The sequence below is a fragment of the Streptomyces niphimycinicus genome (assembly GCF_018883605.1).
In the GTDB taxonomy this organism is placed as follows: domain Bacteria; phylum Actinomycetota; class Actinomycetes; order Streptomycetales; family Streptomycetaceae; genus Streptomyces; species Streptomyces niphimycinicus.
This window is the reverse complement of sequence record NZ_JAHLEM010000005.1, coordinates 1-24,663: the sequence shown is the minus strand read 5'-3', so window position 1 is coordinate 24,663 and position 24,663 is coordinate 1. Positions and strand designations below refer to the sequence as shown.

Here is a 24,663-nt window from a genome sequence, read left to right as displayed (position 1 = left end):
AACTACATCACCGGGTCGACACCCCCGGCCGCACGGACAGAAAGGACACCACCACCATGGCCTCCCTGCTCGACATCCGGCGCGCCAACGAGCGTTTCCACACCCGCGCCGGCTGGCTCGACTCCCATCACTCCTTCTCCTTCTCGCGCCACTGGGACCCCAAGAACACCCATTTCGGGCTGCTGCTGGTCTCCAATGACGATGTCGTCGCCCCCGGCACCGGCTTCGAGACCCACCCCCACCGGGACATGGAGATCATCACCTGGGTCCTCGACGGCGGCCTCGTCCACCAGGACTCCGAGGGTCACAACGGGGTGATCTACCCCGGCCTCGCCCAGCGGATGAGCGCCGGTACCGGCATCCTGCACAGCGAGAAGAACGACTCCTGGACCCTTACCGGCCGGCCCGAACACGATGACCCCGTCCACTTCATCCAGATGTGGACCATCCCCGACGAGTCCGGTATCCGCCCCGGCTACGAGCAGCTCGACATCAACGACGAACTCGCCCTCGGCGGCTGGGCCACTCTCGCCTCCGGTATGCCCGAGCACGGCAACCAGCGGGCGATCGGCATCCGGCAGAAGCATGCCGCCCTGCACGTGGCCCGCATCCGCCCCGCCGAGACCCTGGAGATCGTCACCGCTCCCTTCGTCCACCTCTTCATCGCGCGCGGCAGCGCCGAGCTGGAGGGCGCGGGAGCACTGGCCACCGGCGACGCGGTCCGTGTCACCGGCGCGGAGGGCCAGCGCGTCACCGGCGGCCCCGACGGCGCCGAGGTGCTCATGTGGGAGATGAACGCCGCCATCTCCACGGCCTGAGCCCAGTCCCTCGGGCACGGCCTGAGCCCAGTTCCTCGGGCCTGAACGCAGCCCCTCCCCCGGGTGGAATCCGAGCGAGTCCCGCCCGGGGAGGGCGCGGCCCAGCGGACTGGACGAGTTCGACGGGCCGCCACGAGCGCGGCCGTCCGGTCTTGCCGAGGGTGTTCCGGGTATGGCAGTGGACGGCGAGGAGGGCGCTGAGTGCGGCGGGCATAGGTGATACCGGCGCAAAAGAGGGCGGCGGCGAGCAGGGTGGGCTGCTCGGGTGCCCAGAAGGTACGGGTGAGGATGGTCGCGTAGGCGGCCACGGCGGCGGAGGCCAGGTGGGAGACCACGGGACCGATCGGCCGTCCCCGCCCAGCACCGCACGCCGGCCGTAGGCGTGGTACACGCCGGTCACCTCCATCGAGGGCCTCCTCCCCTTGGCGTCCCGCTATAACGAGCGGGCGGCGCCGAGGGCACGGTGACGACCCGAAATCCGGACCGCGCTGTCATCCGATGAGGTGGGGCCGGTACGGCGTCACCCGGTGAGGGGGTTGCGGACGTCTAGGTTTCCGGCATGACCATCTCCGCGTCCCATCCCCCGGCGCAGGGCCCTTCGCAGGCCGTACCGCAGCACACCGCCGGTTCAGCGCCCATGGGCCTGCCGCACCCTTCGGCCGGTGCCGAAGGGTGGTATCTCAACGGGCATCTGCGGGATGAGAGCGGCGACGAGTACACGTGGATGGTCAGCGTCCTGAAACACCACGATATGCGGGACCGCGCGGCCGGTCCCGGGTACGGCATGGTGTCCACGTGCTCGGGACCGGCAGGGGTCTCCCACGGAGCCTGGCTCACGCCCACCATGCACCGTGCGGTCCGCGAGGCGCTCCGTGGCGACACCGCGCAGGATCACCGGGTCCGCGAGGCCCTGGCGGAGGCCCTTGCCGAGGGCCCGCTGCTGCCCGACCGGCTGCTGCCCGAGCCGGTGGTGGGGTCGGCCGAAACGCTGGACATGTCCTTCGGGGAGGTGGCCGCGCTGCGCCGTACGGAAGAGGGCGGATACCGCCTGGCCTACCAGGACAGGGAACGCTTCGAGCTTCTCCTCACCCCCGTCAAGGCGGCGGTCCCGCAGTTCGACGCCCGGGGGCGCTATCCGGGGCGGCTTCCGACCTACGCGGACGCGATGACGTCGTACTTCGTGCCCCGGCTGCACGCCCATGGGACCCTGCGTCGGGCGGACGGCACCCATGGACAAGTGGAGGGGCACGCCTGGTTCGAGCAGGACTGGGGCAGCACCTACTACGACGTCGAGCGGACCCCGGGAACACCGGACCACACCTGGGAGTGGGCCGGTATCCAGCTCGGCAACGGCTGGGAGATCAGCTCCATCCACGCGCGCAACACCGATCCCGCCACGGGCGCCACCACGCTGGAATTCACCCGCGCCACGGCGGTTGCCCCGGACGGCGGCGTCAGCTACCACGACGTGGACTGGCAGCCCGTCCGCCACTGGACCTCCCTGGCCACCCTCAACACCTACCCCACCGCGGTGCGCGTGCGCGTCCCCGACCTCGGCCTGGATGTCGAGGTGATCGCTCCGGCGGCGGAGGGCGAGGTCCGCACCCTGATCGTGGGACGCGCCTTCTGGGAGAGCCCCGCCACCGTGCGCGGCGTCATGGGAAACACGTCGGTGGCCGGGACGGCATTTCTTCAGACCCTCCCGACCAACACCATCGGCGATATCGAGCACTACATGCGCCGCACCCATGACATCGCCCGCACGGAAGCCGCCGCGCTGTATTCCACCGATGCCACCGACGAGACCGCGCTGGGTCTGCTCACCGGCACCAGCGGCGGAACGGACCTGGACAGCGCCGCCCGGATCCGCCTCCACCAGGCGGTCGCCGCGCCCCTTCTGCACCTGCTGGACAACCCCGGACGCTCCTGGCGCCCCTACGTGGCCGCGGCCGTCCTCTGCCTTCTCGGCGCCGACCCCGAGCCCTACCGGCCGCTGACCGCGGTCACCGAGCTGCTCCATGTCTCGGCGCTGGTCATCGATGACATCCAGGACAACTCGCCCACCCGGCGCGGCCGTCCGAGCGTCCACGAGATCTTCGGCACCGCTCCCGCGATCACCGCCGGCACGCTCGGCTACTACACCTTCGACGCCCTCATTCAGCGCGTCCCGCAGGCCGACCCCGCCACCATGCTGCGCATCTACCGGCTCTATCTGCGGGATCTGCGTGCCGCCCACGCCGGTCAGGCCCTCGACCTCGCCGGGCACCACACCGCGTTCGACCAAGCCGTGGCAACCGGTGACGCCCGCCCCCTCCTCGACCAGATCCGCACCGCCCACCGGCTCAAGACGGGCATGCTCGTCCGCAGCACCGCCGAGGTCTCGGCGATCCTCGGCGGCGCCGACGAGCGGCAACTCGCAGCGATCTGCGAGTACTTCGAGGCCGTCGGAATCGCCTACCAGATCACCGACGACGTCTTCGACCTGTACGGGCAGTGCACCCCCGACGAACACCGGCAGGGCATCTCCACCCGCTCCCCCGCCGAAGACCTCCACAACGGCGAGGTCACCTACCCCGTGGCCCACGCCACCGGCCTCCTCGACACCGCCGACCGCAAACGCCTGCGCGACGCCCTCCGGCAGTGCTCCGACAGCGGTGCGCTCCGGGCGTCCGACCTGCTGACGCGCAGCGGAGCCCTCGACGCGTGCATGGCCGAGGCCCGCGAACTCGTCGACAAGACCTGGGACACCCTCGCCCCCTTGCTCCCGCCCACGCCGCACAAGGCCATGGTGCGCGCACTGGGCTGGTACGCCGCCCAGCGCGAAACCGACCACATCCCGCGGACAACGGCCCTGCGGTGAGCGCGGAGCAGGCCGCGAACACGCGGCGCGGACGATCCACCTTTCTGGCGGGTTCGTTCCGCTACGGGTAGCCGAACGTACCGCTCCACGTGCCGTCCCCGCGGCTCCATGACTCCCTTGACAGCGGGATTCGGACCGAAACAGACTCTTTCAACTAGCCTGAATATGAAGCTGGCCAGACCAGTCATCTCAGGAGACCTTGCGTCGGGCGAGTAGCAGCGGCCACGGTTGGAGGAGCGATGTCAGGAGCCTGTTGCGCCCCCGCATCAGAGGGTGACCGGGAGATCCCCGAGCCGTCCGCCGTGCGGCTTCAGGCCCCGGATCGGGACCGGGCGCAGGGACTGCGCGCCATGCTGCGCGTCCCCGCGGGGACGTATCTGATGGGAGGCGACGACGCCGACGCGTTTCCCGAGGACGGTGAGGGCCCGGTCCGGGCGGTGCGGCTGTCGCCGTTCCTCATCGACGCGACCGCTGTCACCAACAGACAGTTCGCGACGTTCGTGCGCAGCAGCGGCTACCGGACCGATGCCGAGCGCTACGGCTGGTCCTTCGTGTTCTACGCACTCGTCCACCCCGACGCCCGGCACCTGGTGCGCGACGGCACGGTGGCACAGGCGCCCTGGTGGCTCGCGGTGGGCGGGGCGTGCTGGCGGGCGCCCTACGGGCCGGGGTCGTCATGGACCGATCTGTCGAACCACCCCGTCGTCCACGTTTCCTGGCGTGACGCTTCCGCCTACGCGGCATGGGCGGGCAAGCGCCTGCCCACGGAGGCGGAGTGGGAGGTGGCGGCGCGTGGCGGCCTGGAGCGCGCCCGCTTCCCGTGGGGGGATGAGCTCCTGCCCCGGGGGCAGCACCGCTGCAATATCTGGCAGGGGAAGTTCCCGCAAGTCAACACGGGTGAGGACGGGTATCTGGGAACCGCGCCGGTCAAGTCCTACCGGCCCAACAACCTCGGCGTGTACAACACATCGGGCAATGTGTGGGAATGGTGCTCCGACTGGTGGAGCACCACCTGGCACGCGGCCGACCGCCCGGAGACCCGCTGGGACCCGGCCGGACCTCCCACCGGTGAGGCGAAGGTGATCCGCGGCGGGTCCTACCTGTGCCATGCCTCGTACTGCAACCGCTACCGCGTCGCCGCGCGCACCTCCAACACACCCGACAGCAGCACCGGGCACATGGGGTTCCGCTGCGCGGCGGACCTGCCCCCGCCACGCTGACGGAGCGCCGGCACGGCGCACCCGTCGCTGTTCTACGACAACCACGCCGTGGCTCCGCCGAAGACCCCGGAAGAGGGCTATCACCTCAGTGAGGACCTGGTGGACCGGGCGATCGAATTCGCAGGAGACCTACGCGGCGATGCTCGACCAATCCGACCACCACATCGGCCGGTTCATGGAGTTCCTGATGCGGATAGGGCAGATGGAGAACACCATCACCATCCTGCTCGCGGACAACGGGGCCGGCCAGGAAGGCGGGCAGCAGGGGTCCCTCAACCCCACCGCGTTCCAGAACGGCCTCTCCGAGGGCTTCGACGAGCTGCTCGCGCGGATCGACGAGATCGGCACCACGCGCGCGCACGCCAACTACCCCTGGGGCTGGGCGCAGGCGGGCAACACACCGTTCAAGCGCTACAAGCAGAACACCCACGAGGGTGGCGTCCGCTGTCCGCTCATCGTGAACTGGCCCCGCGGGCTGTCGCGCACCGACGAGAACCGGCAGCAGTTCCACCATGTCAGCGACATCATGCCGACCCTCTTCGAACTGCTCGATCTGCGGGCGCCCGAGGTCTACCACTTCATCAAGACCGGTGACGTGCGGGGCGTCGGCCGTCTGTACATGTCCGGAATGCCGGCCGGTGTGACGGACATGCCGCGGGTCCTGCCGCACTTCTTCGGATGGCAGGGCCTCGACGTCGGCCGGGACATCCTGTCGCCCTCCTCGCCCGGCCACGAGGGTGAGTTCGCGTTCACCGGCAAGCTCGGGAGGGTCGTCTTCGACGTCGCGCCGGACGAAGAGGGCACGGAGCCCTTCGAGCGCGTCGACTGACCCGCTCACGCGCGAGGGCCCGCCGCCGGAAGGAACGGTGGTGAGCCCTCGTGTCCTTGCCGGGTCAGCTAGGCGGCGTATAGCGTCCATCGATCGCCGTCCAGCCTCCGTCCACGAAGAGCTGGCTGCCCGTCACGAAGGACGACGCGTCCGACGCCAGATAGACCACGGCGCCCGCCAGTTCGTCGGGCCGGGACCAGCGGCCCAGGGCGCTCTTGGACGCGTAGGCATCCGACCACTCCGGCACGGACCGGATCTGCGCGGTCAGCGGTGTGTCGACGACTCCCGGAGCGACGGCGTTGACCCGCACGCCCGACGGGCCCAGCTCGGCCGCCGCGGTGCGCAGCATCTGGACGAGGCCGGCCTTCGTGGCCGCGTACACGCCCTGGCCCGGCTCGACGGCCACCGAACGGATCGAGCTGAAGCCGATGATGCTCCCGCGGCCGCGTTCGGCCATGCCGCGGCCGAAGGCCCGCACCAGGTCGAAGGAGGCGCGCAGATTGAGCCCCACGACCCGGTCGAACTCGTCCGCCGTGTAGTCGAGCAGGTGCTTGCGCACGTTCGTCGCGGCGGTGAAGACGAGGACGTCGACGGCGCCGAGCTCCTCGGCGGCACGCGCGACCGCCTCGCCGTCGAGCACGTCGAGGGCGTACGCCGACATCTCCTGGCCCAGCGACGCCGTCTCCTCGGCCGCCTTCAGGTCACGGTCGGCGCACACCACGGTGGCGCCGTGCGCGGCGAGCGCCAGGGCGCTCTCGCGGCCGATACCGCTGCCGGCACCCACCACGACCGTCTTGCGGCCGTCGAGCCGGAACAGACGGGAGTAGCTGTTCACCCCATTGGTGCGGTCGTTGTCCTGCATGGTCCTCACGGCTTCTTCGTCGTCGGACGGATCACTGCCATACGGGTCACGGTGAGCTCTTCGATGGCGAACCTCGGGCCCTCCCGTCCGGCCCCGGAGTCCTTCACACCGCCGTACGGCATGACATCGGAACGGAAACCGGGAACCTCATTGACGACCACTCCGCCCACCTCCAGGCGGTCCAGAGCGGCGAACGCGGTGTCCAGGGCGCTGGTGTAGACGCTCGCGTGCAATCCGTAGCGCGAGTCGTTGACCAGGTCGAAGGCGGTCTCCAGATCGGGGACGGACCGTACGGCGACCACGGGGCCGAACACTTCCTCGTCCCAGACCGCGAGGGCCCGGTCCACATCGAGCAGCAGGGCGGGCTCGATCACACCATCGGTGACCGATCCTCCGGCCACCAGCGACGCCCCCGCCTCCACCGCCTCGTCCAGCCACGCGCGCACCCGCTCGGTCGACCGCTTGTCGATGAGTGCCGAGACGCGCGTCCGCGGATCGCGGGGGTCGCCGACGGTCACCTGGGCCACTCGCTCCGTCAGGCGGGCCACGAACTCCTTCCGCACGGAGTCCACCACGATGACCCGCTGCACGCTGATGCACGCCTGGCCCGAGGCGTAGTACCCGCCGCGCACCACCGCGTCGGCGGCGGCGTCGAGGTCGGCGTCGGCGGCCACCACCAGGGCGGCGTTGGAGCCGAGTTCGAGGAGCACCTTGGTGGGTGCCGCGTCCCGGGCGATCTGGTGGCCGACGGTGGCGGAACCGGTGAAGGACACCGCTCCGATCCGGCGGTCGGTGGTCAGCGCGATGCCCACCTCGGGGCCGCCGGTCACCAGTTGCACCGCGGCCTGTGGTGCGCCGTCGGCGTGCAGGGCCGCACGGAGGAGGTGCACCAGCCACAGAGTGGCCAGCGGGGTCTGCGGGGCGGGCTTGGCGATGATCGGGCAGCCGGCGGCCAGCGCCGGCGCGATCTTGTGCGCGGCGAGCAGCAGCGGGTAGTTGAAGCCCGCGATGCCCACCACCACGCCGATCGGCTTGCGGGTCCAGAAGCCGAGCAGCCCCTCCCCCGACGGCAGCAGGTCCAGCGGCACCGTCTCCCCGTGCAGCCGGGCCACTTCCTCGGCCGCCGTCACCAGGGTCAGCAGGGTGCGGTCCACCTCGACCCGGCAGTCGACCAGCGGCTTGCCGGTCTCCAGGACGAGGAGCCGCTCGAAGTCCGCGCGCCGGGAGGCGACCGCCTCGTGCGTCGCGAGCAGCGCCGTCCGGCGTACATGCGAGGGGAGCCGGCCGACGCGCTCGCGGACCGCGAGGGCCGCGTCGAGGGCGCGGCGGGCCAGAGCGGTGTCCCCGACCGGCGCCCGTGCGACGAGCGTCCCGTCATAGGGGAAACGGACGTCCTCGGTGGCGGGTGCCTCCACCCAGGTGTCGCCGATGGGAAGACCCTCGGGAAACTCCTTCGCCACGGGGCTTTCGCCGGCGGGTTCGGCATGGGTCGTCACGGTTGGTACTCCCGGTTGAGGTCGGCCGCCGACACTCCGGACAGTGCCTTGCCCAGAGTGGGAACGGCGGAGATCAGCCTGCGTGTGTAGGAATGCCGCGGGTCCTCGTACACCTGCTCGGTGGCCCCGGTCTCCACGATCTGCCCGTTGTGCATGACCGCGACCCGGTCGCACACATGGCGGACCACGGACAGGTCGTGGGAGACGAAGACCAGCGTGAGGTTCAACTCGTCGACGAGGTCGGCGATGAGGTTGAGGACCTGGGCCCGTACGGACACATCCAGTGCGCTCACCGGCTCATCGGCCACGATGATCTTCGGACGGGGGGCCAGAGCCCGTGCGATCGAGATGCGCTGCCGCTGGCCGCCGGAGAACTGGTGCGGATACCGGTCGGCCGCGTCGGCTCGCAGGCCGACGGCCTCGAGCAGCTCGGCCACCCGCTCCCGGCGGTTCCCGTGCCCCTGCGCGACGAGTGGTTCGGCCACGATGTCGCCGACGCGCATGCGCGGGTCCAGCGAACTCATCGGGTCCTGGAACACGAGCTGGAGCCGCTCGCGGACGAACCGGAGCTGTCTCTCCCGGAGCCCGGTGATGTCCCGGCCGTCGATCGCGACGCTGCCGCTGGTGGGGCGGTCGAGCCCGGCCAGAATCCGCAGCAGGGTCGACTTGCCGCACCCCGACTCGCCCACGATGCCGAACCGTTGCCCCGCGGGGACGGCGAAGCTGACACCGCGCAGCGCGTGCACCGGCGGGCTGGGGTGGCGCAGCGAGGTACGAGGCCGCCGGTAGTCGCGGGTGACGTCGCGGACGCTGATGGCATCCGCCGGTCCGGTCCGCGGCCCGGGGGCGAGGGGGGCGCTGGTCGGCTGCTCAGCCACGGCCGGCCTCCTGGTTGGTGGGGGTGCCGGTCCCGGGTGTGCCGCTCCCGGACACCGGGTGGAAGCAGGCATAGCCGGAGTCCGGCCCGGTCGCGACCCATTCCGGCCGGGTGGCGCACACCTCGGTCGCCTGGGCACATCTGTTCCTGAAGACGCATCCCGCGGGGAACTCTCCCGCGGGCGGCACCGACCCGCCGATGGTGACCAGCCGGCCGCGGTCGTCGACCACGGTCAGGTCGGAGGCGCCGATCAGGCCCTGGGTGTAGCGGTGCCGGGGGCGGGTGAACACCTCCCGGACCGGGCCGGACTCGACCACCCGCCCGCCGTACATGACCATGACCCGCTCGCAGGCGGTGGCCACCACGGCCAGGTCGTGGGTGATGAAGAGCATGGCCGACCTGCGGTCCTGGACGCCCCGCACGATCAGGTCGAGCACCCGCGCCTGCACCGTGACGTCGAGTGCGGTGGTGGGTTCGTCGCAGACCAGCAGCGCGGGGTCGTTCGCGAGGGCGATGGCCAGCACCACGCGCTGCCGCTGGCCGCCGGAGAACTGGTGCGGGTAGGCGTCGGCGGCGACCGCGGGATCGGGAAGTCCCACTTGGGCGAGGAGTTCCACGGCGGCGGCGCGAGCGGACGCGCGGTCGGGCCTGGTCCGGTGGATCAGCAGTACCTCGGCGATCTGCCGCCCGACCTTCATCGTGGGGTTCAGAGCGGTCATGGGCTCCTGGAAGACCATGGCGATCTCCTTGCCCCGCACCCGGGACATCCGCGCCTCGTCGGCCCCCACCAGGTCGTGGCCGACTCCGGCGAGCCGCACCGAACCCGTGGCCCGGAGCTCCTCGGGAAGCAGGCCCATGACGCTCAGCGCGGTCAGCGACTTGCCCGAGCCCGACTCACCGATCAGCCCGACCCGTTCGCCCGCCCGGATGGTGAAGTCGACGTCTTCGACCAGCTTGCGGCCGCCCACCGCGACGTCCAGGTTCCGCACGGTCAATACGTCATCGGGCGAGCCGGGAGAGTCGGGGGAGCCCGCTGCGGAGGCCGGTGCGGTGTCGGGTGCCGGGGTCATCGGCGGTCCTCCATCTTGGGGTCGAAGCGGTCGCGCAGGCCGTCACCGAGCAGATTGAATCCGAGCACCGCCACCGCGATCGCGATGCCCGGGAACACGGCGAGCCGGGGGGCGATCGACAGCATCTCCTGGCTCTCCTGAAGCATCCGGCCCCAGGACGGTGTGGGGGGCGGGGTTCCGAAGCCCAGGAAGGACAGCGCGGCTTCGGCGAGTACGGCGATGGCGAATCCGACCGACGCCTGCACGATGACGAGACCGCTGACGTTGGGCAGGACATGCCGCAGGGCGATCGCGAACGGTCCGCGGCCCGCCGCGCGCGCGGCGATGACGTATTCGGTCCGCATGACCTGCAACGTGCCGCCGCGGATCAGCCGGGCGAAATGGGGGATGGACGCGATGCCGATGGCGATCATCGCGACCAGCGTGCCGGCGCCGTACACGGCGGAGAACATGATGGTCAGCAGGAGCGCCGGGAAGGCGAGAATCAGGTCGTTGCCGCGCATGAGCAGCTCGCCGAACCAGCCGGGCGCCATTCCGGCGACGATGCCCAGTACCACTCCGACCAGGGCGGCGACGCCCACCGCCACGAAGCCGACGAAGAGTGTGGTGCGCGAGCCCATCATGATCTGGCTGAACACGTCGCGGCCGAATTTGTCCGTGCCGAACCAGTACTCCGACGACGGTGTCTCCAGCCGCGCCGCGGGGTTCACCAGGGTCGGGTCGTGCGGGGTCCACACGAAGGACAGCAGCGCCATGCCGAGTACGGCCACGACGATGAGACCGCCCACCAGGAGGCTGCCCGGCACCGGGCGGCGCCGCCGACGGCCCTCGGGCGCCGCGGACGCGACGGCGGCTTCGGTGTTCGGAGCACTCATGACGCACCCACCCTCAGCCGCGGGTCGATCAGCAGATAGACGATGTCCACCAGGAAGTTCACGAGCAGCACCGCCGTTGCGATGATCATGACCACGTCCTGCACCAGGATGAGGTCGCGGTTGGAGACGCTGTCCAGCAGCAGGCTCCCGAGCCCGGGGATGACGAAGACCCGTTCGATGACGACGGCGCCCACCAGCAGCGTGGCGAGTTGCAGCGCCAGGACGGTGACCACGGGCACCGCCGCGTTCCGCAGGCCGTGCCGCAGCAGCGCCTGCGTCGGACGGAGTCCCTTGGCGCGAGCGGTGCGCAGATAGTCCTCCCTGAGGACATCGAGCACGGCGCTGCGGACATAGCGGGTGAGCACTGCCCCCTGCACCACGCCGAGGGACAGCGCGGGCAGCACCAACTGCTTGAGGAACAGGACCGGATCCTCCACCGGGGGTGTCCAGCCGTTCGCCGGCAGCCACCCGAGCCCCACCGCGAACACGGTGATCAGGAGGATGCCCGCGAGGAAGGCCGGGACGGCCACGCCGATCTGGGACAGGGCCGAGAGGATGAGCCCGGACGGCTTGCGGTGCCGCACGGCCATGACCATGCCCATGGGGATGGCCACGATGCAGGCGATCACCATCCCGGTGCCGACGAGCCACAGGGTGACCTGGAGGCGGTCGGAGATCTGCGGGCCGATCGGCGTGTGTGAGATGTAGGAGTTGCCCGGGTCGAAGGTCACCAGTCCGTGGATCCAGCTCAGATACTGCTCCACGAGCGGCCGGTCGAGCCCGAACTGCTCGCGCAGTTGCGCCACCGCGGTGTCCGAGGCGCTGGTGCCGAGTGCGACGCGCGCCGGATCCCCCGGCAGGACCGCCATGAACGCGAACACCAGGACGGAGCTCACGGCAAGGCTGGCCAGGAGGATCGCGATCCGCTGCGCCAGACGGACGATCATGGGTTGAGGCCGCCTTTCATGACCGGCCCAGGCCGGTGAGATCCAGTGACTCGGAGACGGTGTTCACCGGCAGACCGGTGATGTCCTTGTTCGCCACCATCAGGTTCGGGAGCAGGAACAGCCAGTCGGCCGCGGCGTCCTTGGACAGCAGCCGGGCAGCCGCCCGCATGGCGGTGATCTGCTCCTGCTGGGTGCCCTGGTCCGCCTTCTTCAGCAGCGCGCGGAATTCAGGGCTGTCGTAGCGGGTGTAGGAGGTCTTGCTCCCGAACACCGCCTGCATGTCGCGGGGTTCCACATGGCTGATGATGGACATGTCGTAGTCGGCGTTCTTGAACACGGTGGTCAACCAGGCGGCGGGGAACTCCAGTTGGTCGAGCTTGACCTTGAACCCGGCCTGTTCGAGCTGGCTCTTGACCACGGTGCCGCATGCGGTGGCATAGGGCAGCGTCGGAAGCCGCAGCCGCAGCGTACGACCGGCCTGGCCGGACTCCTCGAGGAGCTTCCTGGCCTTGTCGCGGTTGTACGGATACTCGTTCGTGAGGTTCTGGTACCACGGGTCGGTCGGCGGGACCATGCTGCCGATGAGCTTGCCGCGGCCCGCCCAGCAGGTGTCCATCAGGGCTTTGTGGTCGATGGCGTAGCGGACTGCCTGGCGGACCTTCGGATGCTTCAGCGGGCCCGAGCCATTGTTGAGGGAGAGGATCACCTCGCCGTTGGTCGTGCCCTCGATGACCTTGTACTTCGGGTTGTTGGCGAAGCGGTACAGAGAATCCGGGGACTGCATCGTGCCGATCACGTTGATGGTGCCCGTGAGCAGCGCGTTGTTCATGGCCGTCGGGTCCTTGAAGTACTTGAGGGTGACCGACGCGAAGTGCGGCTCGCGCCCCCAGTAGTCATGACGGCGGGCGAGCGTGATCGAGTCGCCGCGGTTCCACTTCCTCACCGCATACGGACCGGTGCCCACCGGTTCGGTGGCCAGCTTGTCCACGCCGGTCCGGCTGAACATCGCGCCGACGCGGGTGGTCATCCGGTACAGCCAGTCGTTGCTCGGCCGTTTCAGGGTGACCTTCAGCTCGGTGGGCGACACCGCCCGCGCCGTGTCGACGACGTCCATCTGGGCCTTCTGCGCGATCGTCCAGTCGGAGCTGACACGTTCGATGGAGAACGCGGCGTCCTTTGCCGTGAAGGGTGCGCCATTGCTGAACCTGGCGTTCTTCACCAGGTGGAAGGTGTACGTCTTGCGGTCCTTGGACAGGGTCCACGAGGTGGCCAGTTGCGGCCGTATCTTCCCGGACTGGTCCAGCTTCACCAGGTTCTCGTAGACGTTGTAGAGCAGTGCCTGCGAAATGGCGGCACCTTCGGTCTTGGTGAAGTCGAAGTTGGCCGGCTCGGCGGTGAGGCCGATGTTCAGGGCGTTCTTTCCGGTGCCGCCGGATGCCGTGGACCCGGCCGAGCAGGCTGCCAGCAGCAGGCATGCGAACGTGGCCGCGAGGGTCCCGGTCCCCCGCACCAGCCGCCTGGTATATCTCATACGCACCATCCCTGGCTTTCCATCGTGTGCAGGACGGCGGATGTCACCTCCGCCGTGGTGGCGTTGCCGCCGAGGTCGGCCGTATGGTGCCGGACGTCGCGCAACGTACTCGCCCTCGGTGTTCTCGCGCACGATCACCAGGTGTTCGTGCTCCGGCACATCGGGACGTCCGACGGCACCGAACAGCACGGCGTCCGTCTTCCTGACGAGGTCGGCCGCATCGGCCGGCATCGCCGCGCCCTGCCGGAGGTACCGCTCGCCTCCCCAGTCGTACGAGGTCACATCGGGCCGGTGGCCTTCGGCCTCCAGCGCGGTCCGGAGCGTGGGCACGGTCGCCGCGACGACCTCAGGGCCGATCCCGTCACCCGGTATGACGACAAGCCGCACGACCTCAGGGTCCCGCGTCATGAACGCCGCCTTTCGTTGTGACTGGCCTGACCAGTAAGCTCATTTGCCAGGTACCGTGGCGACTTAAATTGCTCTTGTCAAGGGTTCGAATTTCCCGGCTACCGCCAGGAGGCACCTCCCAGCGGTAGCCGGGAGAGAAGGAGACTGCGGGTGCTCACGGAACAGGGCCCGGCCACCATGCCGGCCGTCGAGATGGTGGCCCGATTCGCCGACGGCACGTTGTCGCCGGTCCAGGTCCACGACGCCGTCCAGTCGGTCATCGAGGCGCGCGAGAGTGTGCTCAACGCGTTCTGGGTGCGGGATCCGGACCAGTCCCGCAAGGCGGCCCAGGCCAGTGAGGCCCGATGGGCCTCGGGGGAACCGCTCGGGCCCATCGACGGCGTGCCCGTGACGCTGAAGGAGAACGTCGCCCGCAGGGGTGTCCCCATGCCCTCGGGCAACGCGGGGACCGAGCCGGTCGTCCCCGAGGCGGACGCGCCCATCACCGCGCGGGTCCTCGAATCCGGCGGGGTGGTCCTCGGGTCGACCGTGATGCCGGACTGGGGCATGCTCTCCTCCGGGGTCTCCAGCCGGCACGGCATTTCGCGCAGCCCCTGGAACGCCGCCTGGACCACGGGCGGTTCCAGCTCCGGTGCGGGGGCCGCGGCCGCCGCGGGCTACGGTCCACTCCACGTGGGCACCGACATCGGGGGATCGATCCGGCTGCCGGGCACCTGGCTGGGCCTCGCCACGCTCAAGCCCAGCTACGGGAGGATCCCGCTGGACGCCCCGTACCTGGGGCGCGCCGCCGGTCCGCTGACGCGCACCGTGGCGGACGCGGCCCTGTTCATGCGTGTCCTGAGCCGGCCGGATCCCCGGGACTGGACCAGCCTGCCACCGCAGGACATCGACTGGTCGGCACCGGCCGGCGAGGTGCGCGGCCTGCGGGTGGGGGTGCACCTGGACGCCGGCTGCGGGGAGCCGTGCGACGCCGAGATCCTCGCCGCGGTGAACCGCGCCGCCGCGGTCTTTCAGGCGGCGGGCGCCGTCGTGGAGCCCGTGGAGCCGTTTATGGGCCAGGACCTCCTGGACGACCTGGATCTGTTCTGGCGGGTGCGGTCCTGGAACGACTTCCGCGCGCTGACGCCCGAGGCCGGGCTGCGCGTGCACCCCCACATCATCCGGTGGTGTCAGGAAGGCGCGGACGTACCGGGCACGAGGGTGCTCCAGTGCTACCAGCAGATCATGAGCATTCAGGCGCGGACCGTGGCGGCGACGGACCCGTACGATCTGGTGCTCTCGCCGGTGGCTCCGGTGGCGGCGTTTCCGGCCGAGCAGCCGATGCCGTTCACGGGGGACGCGAAAACCATGGCCCACATCGGTTTCACCGCGCCGTACAACATGTCGGGGCAGCCCGCGGCGACCGTCAACTGCGGCTTTACGGTAGACCGTCGGCCCATCGGGGTACAGATCGCGGGCCGCCGCTTCGACGATCTCGGCGTCTTGAGGGCGGCGGCGTGGTACGAACAGAACCGGCCCGCCGAGGCGGTTCCGCACTGGCCGGACAGCGTCCCCGGTGAGCCCGGGGAGAAGTCGACATGTACCACGCTCGAAGGGAAGCAGCCATGAGTGACGGTGCACAGTTCCGGCAGGTCTCACCGGTACGGCTCTACCAGCGCATCGTCGAGCAGATCGAGCAGGCGATCGTGCGTGGTGATCTGAAGCCCGGTCAACGGCTGCCCAGCGAGCGGGAGTTGGTGACCCAGTTCGGGGCGAGCCGGCCCACCGTGCGCGAGGCCCTGCGGGTGCTGGAGAGCAGTGGCCTGGTCCGCTCCCGCCCGGGTGATCCGAACGGCCCGGAGATCCTGCCGTTCTCACCGGCCGGTCTGACCAAGGAGATGACCCGGCTCGTCCAGTTCGACAACGTCTCGATGGCGGAGTTGATCTCGTTCCGCATGATTCTCGACGGGTCGGCGAGCCTGCTGGCGGCTCGGCTGCGGTCCGAGGAGGAGCTGTCCGCCATGGAGCGGACGATCGCCGTCATGTCGGAGGCGATCGAGGCGGGGTACGCGGAGTTCAGCAAGGCGGACATGGCGTTCCACGAGGCGGTGGCCGTGGCCAGCCGCAACTCCCTCATCGAGGTCTGCAATCAGGTGGTCCGGGGCGCTGTCCTCTCGCTGATCTCGGACAAGGTCGCCCACGCAGGCAACAGCACGGCGCTCATGCGGAAGTCGCTCCACCATCACCAGGAAGTGCTCGAGGCGATCCGGCTACGGGACGGCCAGGCGGCGGCACGCATCTCGCGACGCACACTCTTCGACTACTACGCCGGCTACGTCCCCGAGAACGAACAGGGGCCGCTGCTCGCGCTCGTGGACGACGAGGAGACGTCAACCACTCGGCCGTAGACGATCGAAGCTGATGGTTCTTCACCAGTGACCTTTCAGTCGTCGGGGATGGCGCTGAGGAGTCCGCTTCCGCGCTCGCGCAGGTACGCCTCCAGCTCCGCGGCCCCGGTCAGCAGCGCCCGCCCGCGGGCGGACAGCCGACCGTGCCAGTCGCGCAGGGTGGCCTGAAGCGGCTCCAGCCCTCCGGCGGCCCGCACCTGGGCGATCAGCGGGGCGATCCGCTCCAGCAGGTAGCCGCCCCGCCTGAGCTGGTGGGCCAGCCGGGCGTCCCGTACAGCGGCCTCGTCGTAGACGCGGTACCCGGTCAGCGGGTCGCGGCGCGGGCGCACCAGCCCGGCGCGCTCCCATTTGCGCAGCGTCGCGGGCCCGATGCCGAGCTGCTCCGCCAGCGGCCCGATGAATGTGCCGCCGGGTGCGGCCACCGCGACCGGCCCGGGCCCCGCGCCGGGTTCGGACTCCGCGCCGGGTTCGGGCGCCGGGGTGCGCTCCAGGTCGCGCAGGGCGCTCTCCACGGCCTGGAGGGTCCGGCGATCCTCGAGAAGCTGGGCATGGCTCTCGTCGATGAGCCGGAACGCCTCATCGGCCGAGCCCTGGTTCACGGCCCGCATGATCGATGTCGCCGTCTGGTGGCCGTGGCCGGGCACCAGGGCGAGGAACGCGCGAAGGGCCGCCGCGTGCAGCGAGGTGTAGGTGCGGTAGCCGTGGGGTGTGCGACCGGCGGCCGGGAGGATACCGGTCTCCTCGTAGTTCCTGATCGCCTGCGTGGACAGACCGTGCCCGCGCGCCAGATCAACCGGCCTGAGCCGTTTACCGTTTTGAAGGTTTCTTCCCATGGTTCTGCCAATATCGCGGAGAAGTTTCAAGCGAAGGTTCAACGATACCGTTGAGGGCATGGCTACCGAAATCAAGGACACCGCCCATGTCGTCGAGGCCGCCGCCGTCATGAGGCTGCTTCCGGCTCGGCCGCGGCTGCTCGCCCTGGGCGAGCCCACCCACGGCGAGGACACTCTGCTCGACCTGCGCAACGAGCTCTTCCGGCAGCTCGTCGAGCAGGAGGGCTACCGGACGATCGCGATCGAGAGCGACTGCCTGATGGGCCTGGTCGTGGACGACTACGTCACCTCGGGCACCGGCACGCTCGACGAGGTCATGGAGCACGGATTCAGCCACGGCTGGGGCACCTCCGCGGCCAATCGCGAACTCGTGCGCTGGATGCGCGCCTACAACGACGGCAGGCCCGCGTCCGATCGGCTCCGCTTCGCCGGTTTCGACGGTCCGCTGGAGATCACCGGCGCCGCGAGCCCCCGGCAGGCCCTCACCGCACTCCACGGCTACCTCGCGGACCGGGTGACCGCGGATCTGCTCCCCTGTACCGGGGAAACCCTCGACCGCCTGCTCGGCGCCGACGAGCGGTGGACCAACTCCGCCGCGATGATGGACCCGACCCAGTCGGTGGGGCAGTCGGCCGGGGCCGGGGAGTTGCGGCTGCTCGCCGACGATCTGGTGGCGCTGCTCGACATGCAGACACCACACCTGCTCGCGGCGACACCTCGGGACGGCTGGGACCGGGCGCGGCTGTACGGGCGCACCGCCACCGGCCTGCTGCGCTACCACTACTGGATGGCCGACACCTCACCGGCCCGTATGACCTGGCTGGTGGCGCTGCGGGACCAGATGATGGCCCACAACCTCCGCACCCTCGCGGAACGGGGCCCGGCATTGGTCCACGCCCACAACGGCCATCTCCAGCGGGAGAAGAGCACGACGCGGATGGCCGGGATGCCGCTGGAGTGGTGGAGCGCCGGTGCGCTGGTGAGTGCCCAACTCGGCGATGAGTACGCCTTCGTGGCCACGGCCCTGGGCACGATCCGGCACCAGGGAGTGGACACGCCGCCGCCGGACACCGTCGAAGGGCTCCTGTACGCGCTCCCGGAGGACCGCTGCGTCATCGACGCCCCGCGGCTGGCCACCGCCCTCGGCGACACGCTGCCCGCGCCCCGCGTGTCCCCCTGGTTCGGCTACTCCCCACTTGACCCGGCCCATCTGGCCGGCACGCACGGCATCGTGTTCGTCAAGGACGTCCCGCAGAACTGACAGAACTGACAGAGCTGACAGAGCTGACCCGCGCTACTTCTTCGGGCTGAATGTGGCCCATGGGCCGAGGGCGAACCCGCCGCTCTTCCGTCGGACTTCCAGGGCGCCCGCACCACCGAAGTGTGCCGGGACGAGCAACTCTCGTTCATCGGCCGCCCGCCCGAGAATCCGACGGCGACTGGCCACCGCTTGTTCCGGGGCCAGGCAGGCGTCGCTGTTGCAGCAGGGCTGGAGGATCTGCACCGGGCTGTGCAGCAGATCTCCGACGAAAACCGCCCGGTCGCTCCCGGAGGCGAGTCGCAGCACGGACGAACCGGGAGTGTGGCCGGGCGCGGACTCCAGGGTGAGGTGTTCGTCGATGCGGTGGAGGCCATCCCAGAGCACGGCCTGTCCGGCCCGGTGGATGGGCGCGATGCTGTCTTCGTAGGTCAGCCGGTCGACCTCGCGCAGACCGTTCCCCTTCGCATGGTCCGGACCGTAGTGGGAGTCGTCGGCGGCCGGAATCAGGTACTGGGCGTTGGGGAACGTCGGCACCCACTCCCCGTCCGCGTCAACGGTGTTCCAGCCGACGTGATCGACGTGGAGGTGGGTGTTGACGACGACGTCGACATCCTGCGGGCGAACACCGGCCTTCGCCAGGAGGCCGGGAAAATCACTTTGAGACTGGTGGAAAAACGGCGCCATGCCCGGCCGCTCGCGCCCGTTGCCCGCTCCCGTGTCCACCAGGACGGTCCGCCCACCGCTGCGCAGCACCCAGGTCTGTAGCGCGAGCACCGTCCGGTCGCTGTCCGGCTCCCAGTGATCCGGTGCCAGCCAGTCCTCGTTGTCCTTCCATACCTCGGCGACAGCTCCCGGGAACATGCCGGAGGTGGGCAGGAACGGCCGGTGCCACTCAATGACCCGGATGACCTCGACATCCCCCAGCACGATGCTCTGCACACGCTCGTTCTCGTTCATCATGTGCTCGAACCTAAAAGGGCCGAGCGATCCTCTCAATGCGCATTCGACTCAAGGAAATACGCATCCATCTCACGCCTCATACGGGAGATATCCTCGGCGCATGGATGTGGTGAGCGACGCGATCTCTGCCGTGCACCTCGGCCACCCCTGGTCCCATCGGGTGCGGGCGAGTGGGAGCTGGTGCGCACGGCTGGACCCGTACGACGGTGCGGGCTTCTACGTCGTTCTGAAGGGCAACTGCTGGCTGCTGACCGACGGCGGCACCCTGGTACCGCTCGGTGTGGGTGACGCGGTGCTGCTGCCCCATGGCACCGGCCATGTGATCGCCGACTCCCCCGTCGATGCGGCGGTCGCGGAGGAGAAGGGGGTGCCGTTCGAGCAATGGCTGGTGGCGGAAGGGTCGCGAGCCCGGGCTGATCACGACGAGACGGAGATGCTCTGTGGCAAGTACTGGCTCGACTGTAGCCGCATGCACCCGCTCATGGCGGAGCTGCCCGAGGTCGTCCACCTTCCCAGCCGAGTGGGCGGCCACCTCGAACTCCGTGCCGCGATAGACCTGCTCGCCGGTGAGCTGGACGAGAGCCGGCCCGGCTCCTGCGTCGCGCTGCCGAATCTGCTCGACCTCCTCCTGGTCTATATGATCCGCTCCTGGATGGCCGAGACCACCTGCGGAGCCTGGCCCGGCGCACTGGGCGACCCGGTGACGGCCGCCGCCCTGCGGGCGATGCACTCCAACCCGGCCGCGCCGTGGAGCAATGACCGTCTGGCGGCCGAGGCGGGCGTCTCCCGTCCCACCCTGGCGCGCCGGTTCACCACCCTGGTCGGCCGCCCTCCGATGACGTACCTCACGTGGTGGCGCGTGATCCTTGCCGCCACCCTGCTCCGAGACACCCCGGACACCCTGGCCACCATCGCCGGCCGAGTCGGCTACGGCAGCCCGTACGCACTCTCACACGCCTTCGAGAGGGAGTTCGGTACGACACCGGGACGGTATCGCCTGGACGGCGGGGTAACCGGAGAACGCCCCACTCCGAACTCTCACCGGGACGGAGAGGAGGGCCGACCGTGACCCGGGCGCCCGCGGCCACACGGAAGGATCCGCGCCTGAGGTGCCCCGAAGCCCGCATACCCGCCTTGGTCCAGCTTGAGCACGAGGTTGTTGCCCCAAGGTCTGCGCATGGCGCGCTCGAGAGTTTCGTGATCAATCTCGTCTGGTAGCACGCCGGACATCTGGGCGAGCATCAAGCCCGCCGAACACCTTGGATTCCAAGGAAGAAGGCCGGTTCGAATCCTGAAACAACTGTACCGTTTGTTCACGTTCCCGGCCTGACTCGTTGGCCATCCGGCAGGTTGTCCGGACGAGTGGGCCGATCACAGTTCCCGGTGTGAGTGCGACCAGGTATCTGGAGATCGCGGAGCAGTTGTCCGCCGAGCTGGCCGAGTGCGCCCGTGGCACACGGGTCGCCAGCGAGGCCGAGATCGCCCTGCGGTTCGGCGTGGGCCGGGCCGCCGCACGGGCGGCCGTTCAGGAATTGGAGCGACGGTTCGTCGTCCGCCGGATCCAGGGGTCGGGCACGTTCGTCAACCGACGCATCGACTACGTCATCTCGCGCAGCGTCCCGCCGTCGTGGTCCACCACGATCGCGGCGGCGGGCGCCACGCCTCGTGCACTGGTCAAGTCGGTGCGCACGATCCCCCTGCCCGCCGGACTGGCGGACAGGTTCGAGCGGCCCGTCGGGTCGCCGGTGCACGAGGTGGTGCGCGAGTTCTACATCGACGACCTCCTCGCCTCCTGGGCCCATGAGTGGATCCCGGTGGACGAGGTGCCGTATCTGGATCTGGCACTGCACGCGGTCGACTCCGTCGATCTCGTGCTCCGCCAGACGGTGCGGGTGCGGCCGATGCGGGCCTGGTGCCGGGTCAGTATCGACGTCCCCCCGGCGGAGGTCCTGCGCGTCCTGCGCATGGAGAGCAGCCAGCCCGCCTGGCTGGTGGAGAGCGTCAGCCGGGACGAGGCGATCGGCAACGTCCTGATGTGCAGCCGTACCTGGACCCGTGCCGACGCCGTCCGGGTCGTGGTCGAACTCGACGAGCGGGCGGCCACCGGTGACGAGGTCGCCAGCCCGCAGAGAGTTGCCACACCGCGGAGAGTTGCCACACCCCAATGAACCAGGAGAACCAGGAGAAGCAGTGACATACGTCATGAGCAGGGAGCATCGCTGTGCCCTGCTGGCCGAGGCCGAGAGGGCCGAACTGATCGAACTGGCCGATGCCTGCATCGCCGACGGCGCACAGGTACGGGTGCTGGTGGGGCCCGAGGTCGGATGCGTGACCGCGCAGGTCCGCGAGCCGGTCCTGGAGCAGCGGTTCCTGCTCGGTGACGTCCTGGCCTGCCGGGCCGAGGTGGAGCTCGCCGGCCACCGCGGCTGGGCCATGCGTCTTGGGGACGACCGCGCGGCCACGCTGGCCGCCGCGGTGCTGGACGCCGAGGCGCAGTCCGGCCGCCCCCGGGCCGCCGAGATCGACCTGCTGTGCGAGCGCGTCGCGGGACGCCGCGAGCGGCGGGAGAGCCAGGAGTGGGCGGAGCTCGCCCCGACCGTCGTCGCATTCGAGGAGCTGACGTGACCGCCGTGGAAACAGAACCGGCACCCGCCGACGGGACGCCCGCCGCGGGCGCCTCCGGAACCGCGGAGCTGGTGACCGCGGCCAAGCTGCGCCCGGCCCAGGCCCAGGGCGTCTTCCGCACCGTGCTCGACGCCCTGGCGCGGCCGGGCACGGTGGCCCGGTTCCCCTCGGACGTCCCCGGCGCGGTGCCGTCCGCGCTGCTGCCGGTCCTCGCGCTCGCGGACCTCGGCACCGGTGTCCGCGTCCTGGAGGAGGATGGCTCGCACCGCTGGTTGGACGTGGTGAGCGTGGCCACCAACGCCCCCGCGGCGCCACTGGAGAAGGCCCGGCTCGCCGCCGCCGTACGGCCCGTCACGGCGGAGGAGATCCTGCGGCTGGCCCGCGGCACCGCCGACGCGCCGGAGGACGGCGCCGTTCTGTGCCTGCCGGTGACCGCGCTGGAGGGCGGACCGTCCACCTGGCGGCTGTCCGGGCCCGGTGTACCGGGTGAACGGGACATCGCCCCGCAGGGTGTGCCGGAGGGGTTCGTGACGGCGCGCGCCGAGGCCGTCGGCGGTTTCCCCGCGGGCGCCGATCTGCTGCTCGCCACGCCCGACGGCCGCGTCATGGGCCTGCCGCGCAGCACGACGGTCACGATCGTGGCCGATGCGCCGACCAGTGCCGCGATCGGTGCCGTGGCCGATGCCGTAGCCGAGGAGGAGGACTGATGGGGTACTCGGGAGCACGCGGAGGACTCGAGGCGATTCTCGCCGCCGAGGACCTGGTCCGCCGCAAGCGGGACCACGCGCCCGCGCCATGGTCGTCCACCGAGCAGATCACCGCCCGGTTCCGGCTGGCCGTCGACCGGGTGATGGGCGAGGCCGGCCTGTACGACGAGCCCACCGCGGCCGACGCCTTCCGGCAGGCCGAGGGGGACACCCTGGAGGCATCGCACCTGCTGCGCGCGCAGCGGTCCACCCTGCCGCGGCTGGCGGTCAGCGAACCCGTCGACCCGGGCGAGATGACCGTGATACGCCGCATCGTGCCCGCGTTCCGCGAGCCCGACGGCCCGCAGTTGCTCGGCCGTGCCTCCGACTACACCGGCCGCCTGCTGGAGCGGCCCGACGGCCCGCCGAAGCCGTCGCAGAAGGACTCGGCCACTGAGGAGGCCACGGACACCGCGGAGGCCACGGACACCGCGGAGCGCACCGAGGAGCAGCGCAGCCCCCGCCGGTTCATGGACCTGCTGCGGAAGATGGAGCTGCTGGCCGAGGGGCGGGCCGCCGACGATCCGGAGCCGCACGACATCACCCGCAAGCCCGCCCGGCCGCCCGCCGACCGGTCCGCCGTCCTGGCCGCCATGGCCCGCGCCGAGTCCGGTGCGCTGGTGGCACTGTGGTACCGCTCGATCCTCGGGCCGGACGGCGATGTGCACGAGATCACCCTGGGCGAGCTGCGGCACGGGCGGCTGCCGCTGCGGGTCCGCCACCCGCACACGGGAAACCCCGTCACCGTCGGCGAGTTCCGGGTCACCGAGGCCGAGGCCATCGAGGACCTGGACGGCGCGGACGAGGACCGTACGCGCTTCGACATCGGCTACGGCCTGTGCTTCGGGCACAACGAGCGCAAGGCGATCGCCATGGCCAACCTGGACATCGCCAACCGCCGGTTCGGCCGCAGCGGGCCGCTGGAGCAGTTGCTGCTGCTCACCATCGACGGCCTCGACTCGGGCGGCTTCCTGGAACACCTGAAGCTCCCCCACTACGTCACCTTCCGCTCGATGGTCGAGCGCAAGCAAGCCATGCGGGCCGCCGCCGAGGCGGGAGAGGACCCGCCCGCCCGAGCCGCCGAGCCCGCCGGAAAGGACTGCCGATGAGCACGACGTACGACACACCACAGGTGTCCGGGATCGGCGCGCTCGTCGCCGAGGCGGACGCGGGCGGCCCGCCCGCCGGGATCCTCGACGAGGACGCCAAGCGGGAGATCCGCCGGGCCGCGCTCGCCGCGGTCTGCGTGCCCGGCTACCAAGTCCCGTTCGGTTCCCGGGAGATGCCGGTGGCGCGCGGCTGGGGCTCGGGCGGACTTCAGGTCACCCTGGGGGTGATCGGCGCCGAGGACACGGTGAAGGTGATCGACCAGGGCGATGACGCCGGGGTCAACGCCACCAATCTGCGCCGCATGATCGCGGGGACCACCGGGTGCGGCGAGTCCGCCGACACCCGGGAGGCCACGGTCGTGCAGACCCGGCACCGCGTCCCCGAGGAGGCCCTGGGCGCCCAGCATGTGCTGGTCTACCAGGTGCCGGTGCCCGAGCCGCTGCGTGGTGTGCAGAAGTCGGTGGCCGAATGCGCGCGGATGCACGCCGAGGGCGACTACTCCGCGATGTGGGTCAGCCTCTACGAGGACATCGTCCGCAACGGCATGATCACCGCGAGCACCGGCTACCCGGTCCTGGTCGGCGGCCGCTATGTGATGGCGACCAGCCCCATCCCGCGCTGGGACGTCCCCCGGCTCCACGAGGCCGAGCACCTCAACCTCTTCGGCGCCGGCCGGGAGAAGCGCCTCTACGCGGTGCCCCCGCACACCGAGGTGCGGCCCCTCACCTTCGACGATGTGCCCTTCGAGGTCGAGCACGAGCCGGGCGGGCGCTGCAAGTTCTGCGGCAGCGACGACGTCTACCTCGTCAACGCCGGTACCGAGGGCGCCTTCGCGTGCAGCGACACCGAGTGGTGCGCACGGGTCCAGGCGGGGGACGCCGACACCGGCGCCCACCGGGAGCGCGCACCGCTGGCCCTGCTGCCCGATCCGGCGGCCCGCGCGGGACG

General features: G+C 70.5%; 22 protein-coding genes. 13 read left to right on the top strand and 9 right to left on the bottom strand.

Annotated features, from left to right (window positions below):
- Positions 1 to 56 precede the first annotated feature (56 nt).
- The 4 genes from KN815_RS00610 to KN815_RS00595 all read left to right on the top strand — a co-directional run bounded on the left by KN815_RS00610 (position 57) and on the right by KN815_RS00595 (position 5,727).
- Complete coding sequence (locus tag KN815_RS00610) at positions 57 to 818, top strand: pirin family protein (protein WP_216339083.1); 762 nt, start codon at positions 57 to 59, stop codon at positions 816 to 818.
- A gap of 559 nt (positions 819 to 1,377) precedes the next feature.
- Positions 1,378 to 3,678 (top strand): polyprenyl synthetase family protein, encoded by a 2,301-nt coding sequence (locus KN815_RS00605; RefSeq protein ID WP_216339081.1) that lies wholly within the window; start codon positions 1,378 to 1,380, stop codon positions 3,676 to 3,678.
- A gap of 239 nt (positions 3,679 to 3,917) precedes the next feature.
- The gene (locus KN815_RS00600; protein ID WP_216339079.1) at positions 3,918 to 4,898 is read left to right on the top strand and encodes a formylglycine-generating enzyme family protein; all 981 of its coding nucleotides are present in this window, start codon (positions 3,918 to 3,920) and stop codon (positions 4,896 to 4,898) included.
- The gene (locus KN815_RS00595; RefSeq protein WP_253208652.1) at positions 4,786 to 5,727 is read left to right on the top strand and encodes a sulfatase-like hydrolase/transferase; all 942 of its coding nucleotides are present in this window, start codon (positions 4,786 to 4,788) and stop codon (positions 5,725 to 5,727) included. The genes KN815_RS00600 and KN815_RS00595 overlap by 113 nt, the downstream gene beginning before the upstream one ends.
- A gap of 64 nt (positions 5,728 to 5,791) precedes the next feature.
- Here the strand turns inward: KN815_RS00595 and KN815_RS00590 are convergent, their stop codons facing one another.
- Genes KN815_RS00590 through KN815_RS00560 form a run of 7 tightly spaced genes read right to left on the bottom strand, consistent with a single transcriptional unit; the run spans position 5,792 to position 13,793 of the window.
- Entirely contained in the window at positions 5,792 to 6,589 is a 798-nt protein-coding gene (locus KN815_RS00590; RefSeq protein WP_216339077.1) for an SDR family NAD(P)-dependent oxidoreductase, read from the bottom strand.
- 5 nt (positions 6,590 to 6,594) lie between these two features.
- On the bottom strand, positions 6,595 to 8,085 hold the full coding sequence (locus KN815_RS00585) for an aldehyde dehydrogenase family protein (RefSeq protein WP_216339075.1): 1,491 nt from the start codon (positions 8,083 to 8,085) through the stop codon (positions 6,595 to 6,597).
- Positions 8,082 to 8,963 (bottom strand): ATP-binding cassette domain-containing protein, encoded by an 882-nt coding sequence (locus KN815_RS00580; RefSeq protein WP_216339073.1) that lies wholly within the window; start codon positions 8,961 to 8,963, stop codon positions 8,082 to 8,084. Before KN815_RS00580 ends, KN815_RS00585 begins: the two co-directional genes overlap by 4 nt.
- A complete protein-coding gene (locus KN815_RS00575; protein ID WP_216339071.1) occupies positions 8,956 to 10,032 on the bottom strand; it encodes an ABC transporter ATP-binding protein in 1,077 nt (358 codons plus the stop codon). The genes KN815_RS00580 and KN815_RS00575 overlap by 8 nt, the downstream gene beginning before the upstream one ends.
- On the bottom strand, positions 10,029 to 10,907 hold the full coding sequence (locus tag KN815_RS00570) for an ABC transporter permease (protein WP_216339070.1): 879 nt from the start codon (positions 10,905 to 10,907) through the stop codon (positions 10,029 to 10,031). Before KN815_RS00570 ends, KN815_RS00575 begins: the two co-directional genes overlap by 4 nt.
- On the bottom strand, positions 10,904 to 11,854 hold the full coding sequence (locus KN815_RS00565; protein WP_216339068.1) for an ABC transporter permease: 951 nt from the start codon (positions 11,852 to 11,854) through the stop codon (positions 10,904 to 10,906). The genes KN815_RS00570 and KN815_RS00565 overlap by 4 nt, the downstream gene beginning before the upstream one ends.
- Before the next feature lie 16 nt (positions 11,855 to 11,870).
- A complete protein-coding gene (locus KN815_RS00560; protein WP_253208651.1) occupies positions 11,871 to 13,793 on the bottom strand; it encodes an isocitrate/isopropylmalate family dehydrogenase in 1,923 nt (640 codons plus the stop codon).
- A 150-nt stretch (positions 13,794 to 13,943) separates the two neighbouring features.
- Between KN815_RS00560 and KN815_RS00550 the strand changes: the two genes are divergently transcribed.
- The gene (locus tag KN815_RS00550; RefSeq protein ID WP_216339066.1) at positions 13,944 to 15,401 is read left to right on the top strand and encodes an amidase; all 1,458 of its coding nucleotides are present in this window, start codon (positions 13,944 to 13,946) and stop codon (positions 15,399 to 15,401) included.
- Entirely contained in the window at positions 15,398 to 16,180 is a 783-nt protein-coding gene (locus KN815_RS00545) for a FadR/GntR family transcriptional regulator (protein WP_216339064.1), read from the top strand. The genes KN815_RS00550 and KN815_RS00545 overlap by 4 nt, the downstream gene beginning before the upstream one ends.
- A 35-nt stretch (positions 16,181 to 16,215) precedes the next feature.
- Here the strand turns inward: KN815_RS00545 and KN815_RS00540 are convergent, their stop codons facing one another.
- Positions 16,216 to 17,013, bottom strand: a complete 798-nt coding sequence (locus tag KN815_RS00540; RefSeq protein ID WP_216339062.1) for a TioE family transcriptional regulator — start codon at positions 17,011 to 17,013, stop codon at positions 16,216 to 16,218.
- A 58-nt stretch (positions 17,014 to 17,071) separates the two neighbouring features.
- Here KN815_RS00540 and KN815_RS00535 point away from each other — a divergent pair, with 58 nt between their 5' ends.
- Entirely contained in the window at positions 17,072 to 18,274 is a 1,203-nt protein-coding gene (locus KN815_RS00535) for an erythromycin esterase family protein (RefSeq protein WP_216339060.1), read from the top strand.
- Between the two features lie 33 nt (positions 18,275 to 18,307).
- On the opposite strand, the gene KN815_RS00530 is transcribed toward KN815_RS00535, so the two are convergent.
- A complete protein-coding gene (locus KN815_RS00530; protein WP_216339058.1) occupies positions 18,308 to 19,234 on the bottom strand; it encodes an MBL fold metallo-hydrolase in 927 nt (308 codons plus the stop codon).
- A 100-nt stretch (positions 19,235 to 19,334) separates the two neighbouring features.
- On the opposite strand from KN815_RS00530, the gene KN815_RS00525 reads away from it, so the two are divergent.
- From KN815_RS00525 to KN815_RS00500, 6 genes are all read left to right on the top strand, one after another.
- The gene (locus tag KN815_RS00525) at positions 19,335 to 20,303 is read left to right on the top strand and encodes an AraC family transcriptional regulator (protein ID WP_216339056.1); all 969 of its coding nucleotides are present in this window, start codon (positions 19,335 to 19,337) and stop codon (positions 20,301 to 20,303) included.
- A 316-nt stretch (positions 20,304 to 20,619) separates the two neighbouring features.
- The gene (locus tag KN815_RS00520; protein WP_216339054.1) at positions 20,620 to 21,402 is read left to right on the top strand and encodes a GntR family transcriptional regulator; all 783 of its coding nucleotides are present in this window, start codon (positions 20,620 to 20,622) and stop codon (positions 21,400 to 21,402) included.
- Between the two features lie 34 nt (positions 21,403 to 21,436).
- Entirely contained in the window at positions 21,437 to 21,859 is a 423-nt protein-coding gene (locus tag KN815_RS00515) for a phosphonate C-P lyase system protein PhnG (RefSeq protein ID WP_216339052.1), read from the top strand.
- Positions 21,856 to 22,566, top strand: coding sequence for a phosphonate C-P lyase system protein PhnH (gene phnH / locus KN815_RS00510; RefSeq protein ID WP_216339050.1), 711 nt, complete (start codon positions 21,856 to 21,858; stop codon positions 22,564 to 22,566). The genes KN815_RS00515 and phnH overlap by 4 nt, the downstream gene beginning before the upstream one ends.
- A complete protein-coding gene (locus tag KN815_RS00505) occupies positions 22,566 to 23,714 on the top strand; it encodes a carbon-phosphorus lyase complex subunit PhnI (protein WP_216339048.1) in 1,149 nt (382 codons plus the stop codon). The genes phnH and KN815_RS00505 overlap by 1 nt, the downstream gene beginning before the upstream one ends.
- On the top strand, positions 23,711 to 24,663 hold a 953-nt coding region (locus KN815_RS00500; RefSeq protein ID WP_216339046.1), incomplete at its 3' end, for an alpha-D-ribose 1-methylphosphonate 5-phosphate C-P-lyase PhnJ. The genes KN815_RS00505 and KN815_RS00500, both read left to right, overlap by 4 nt.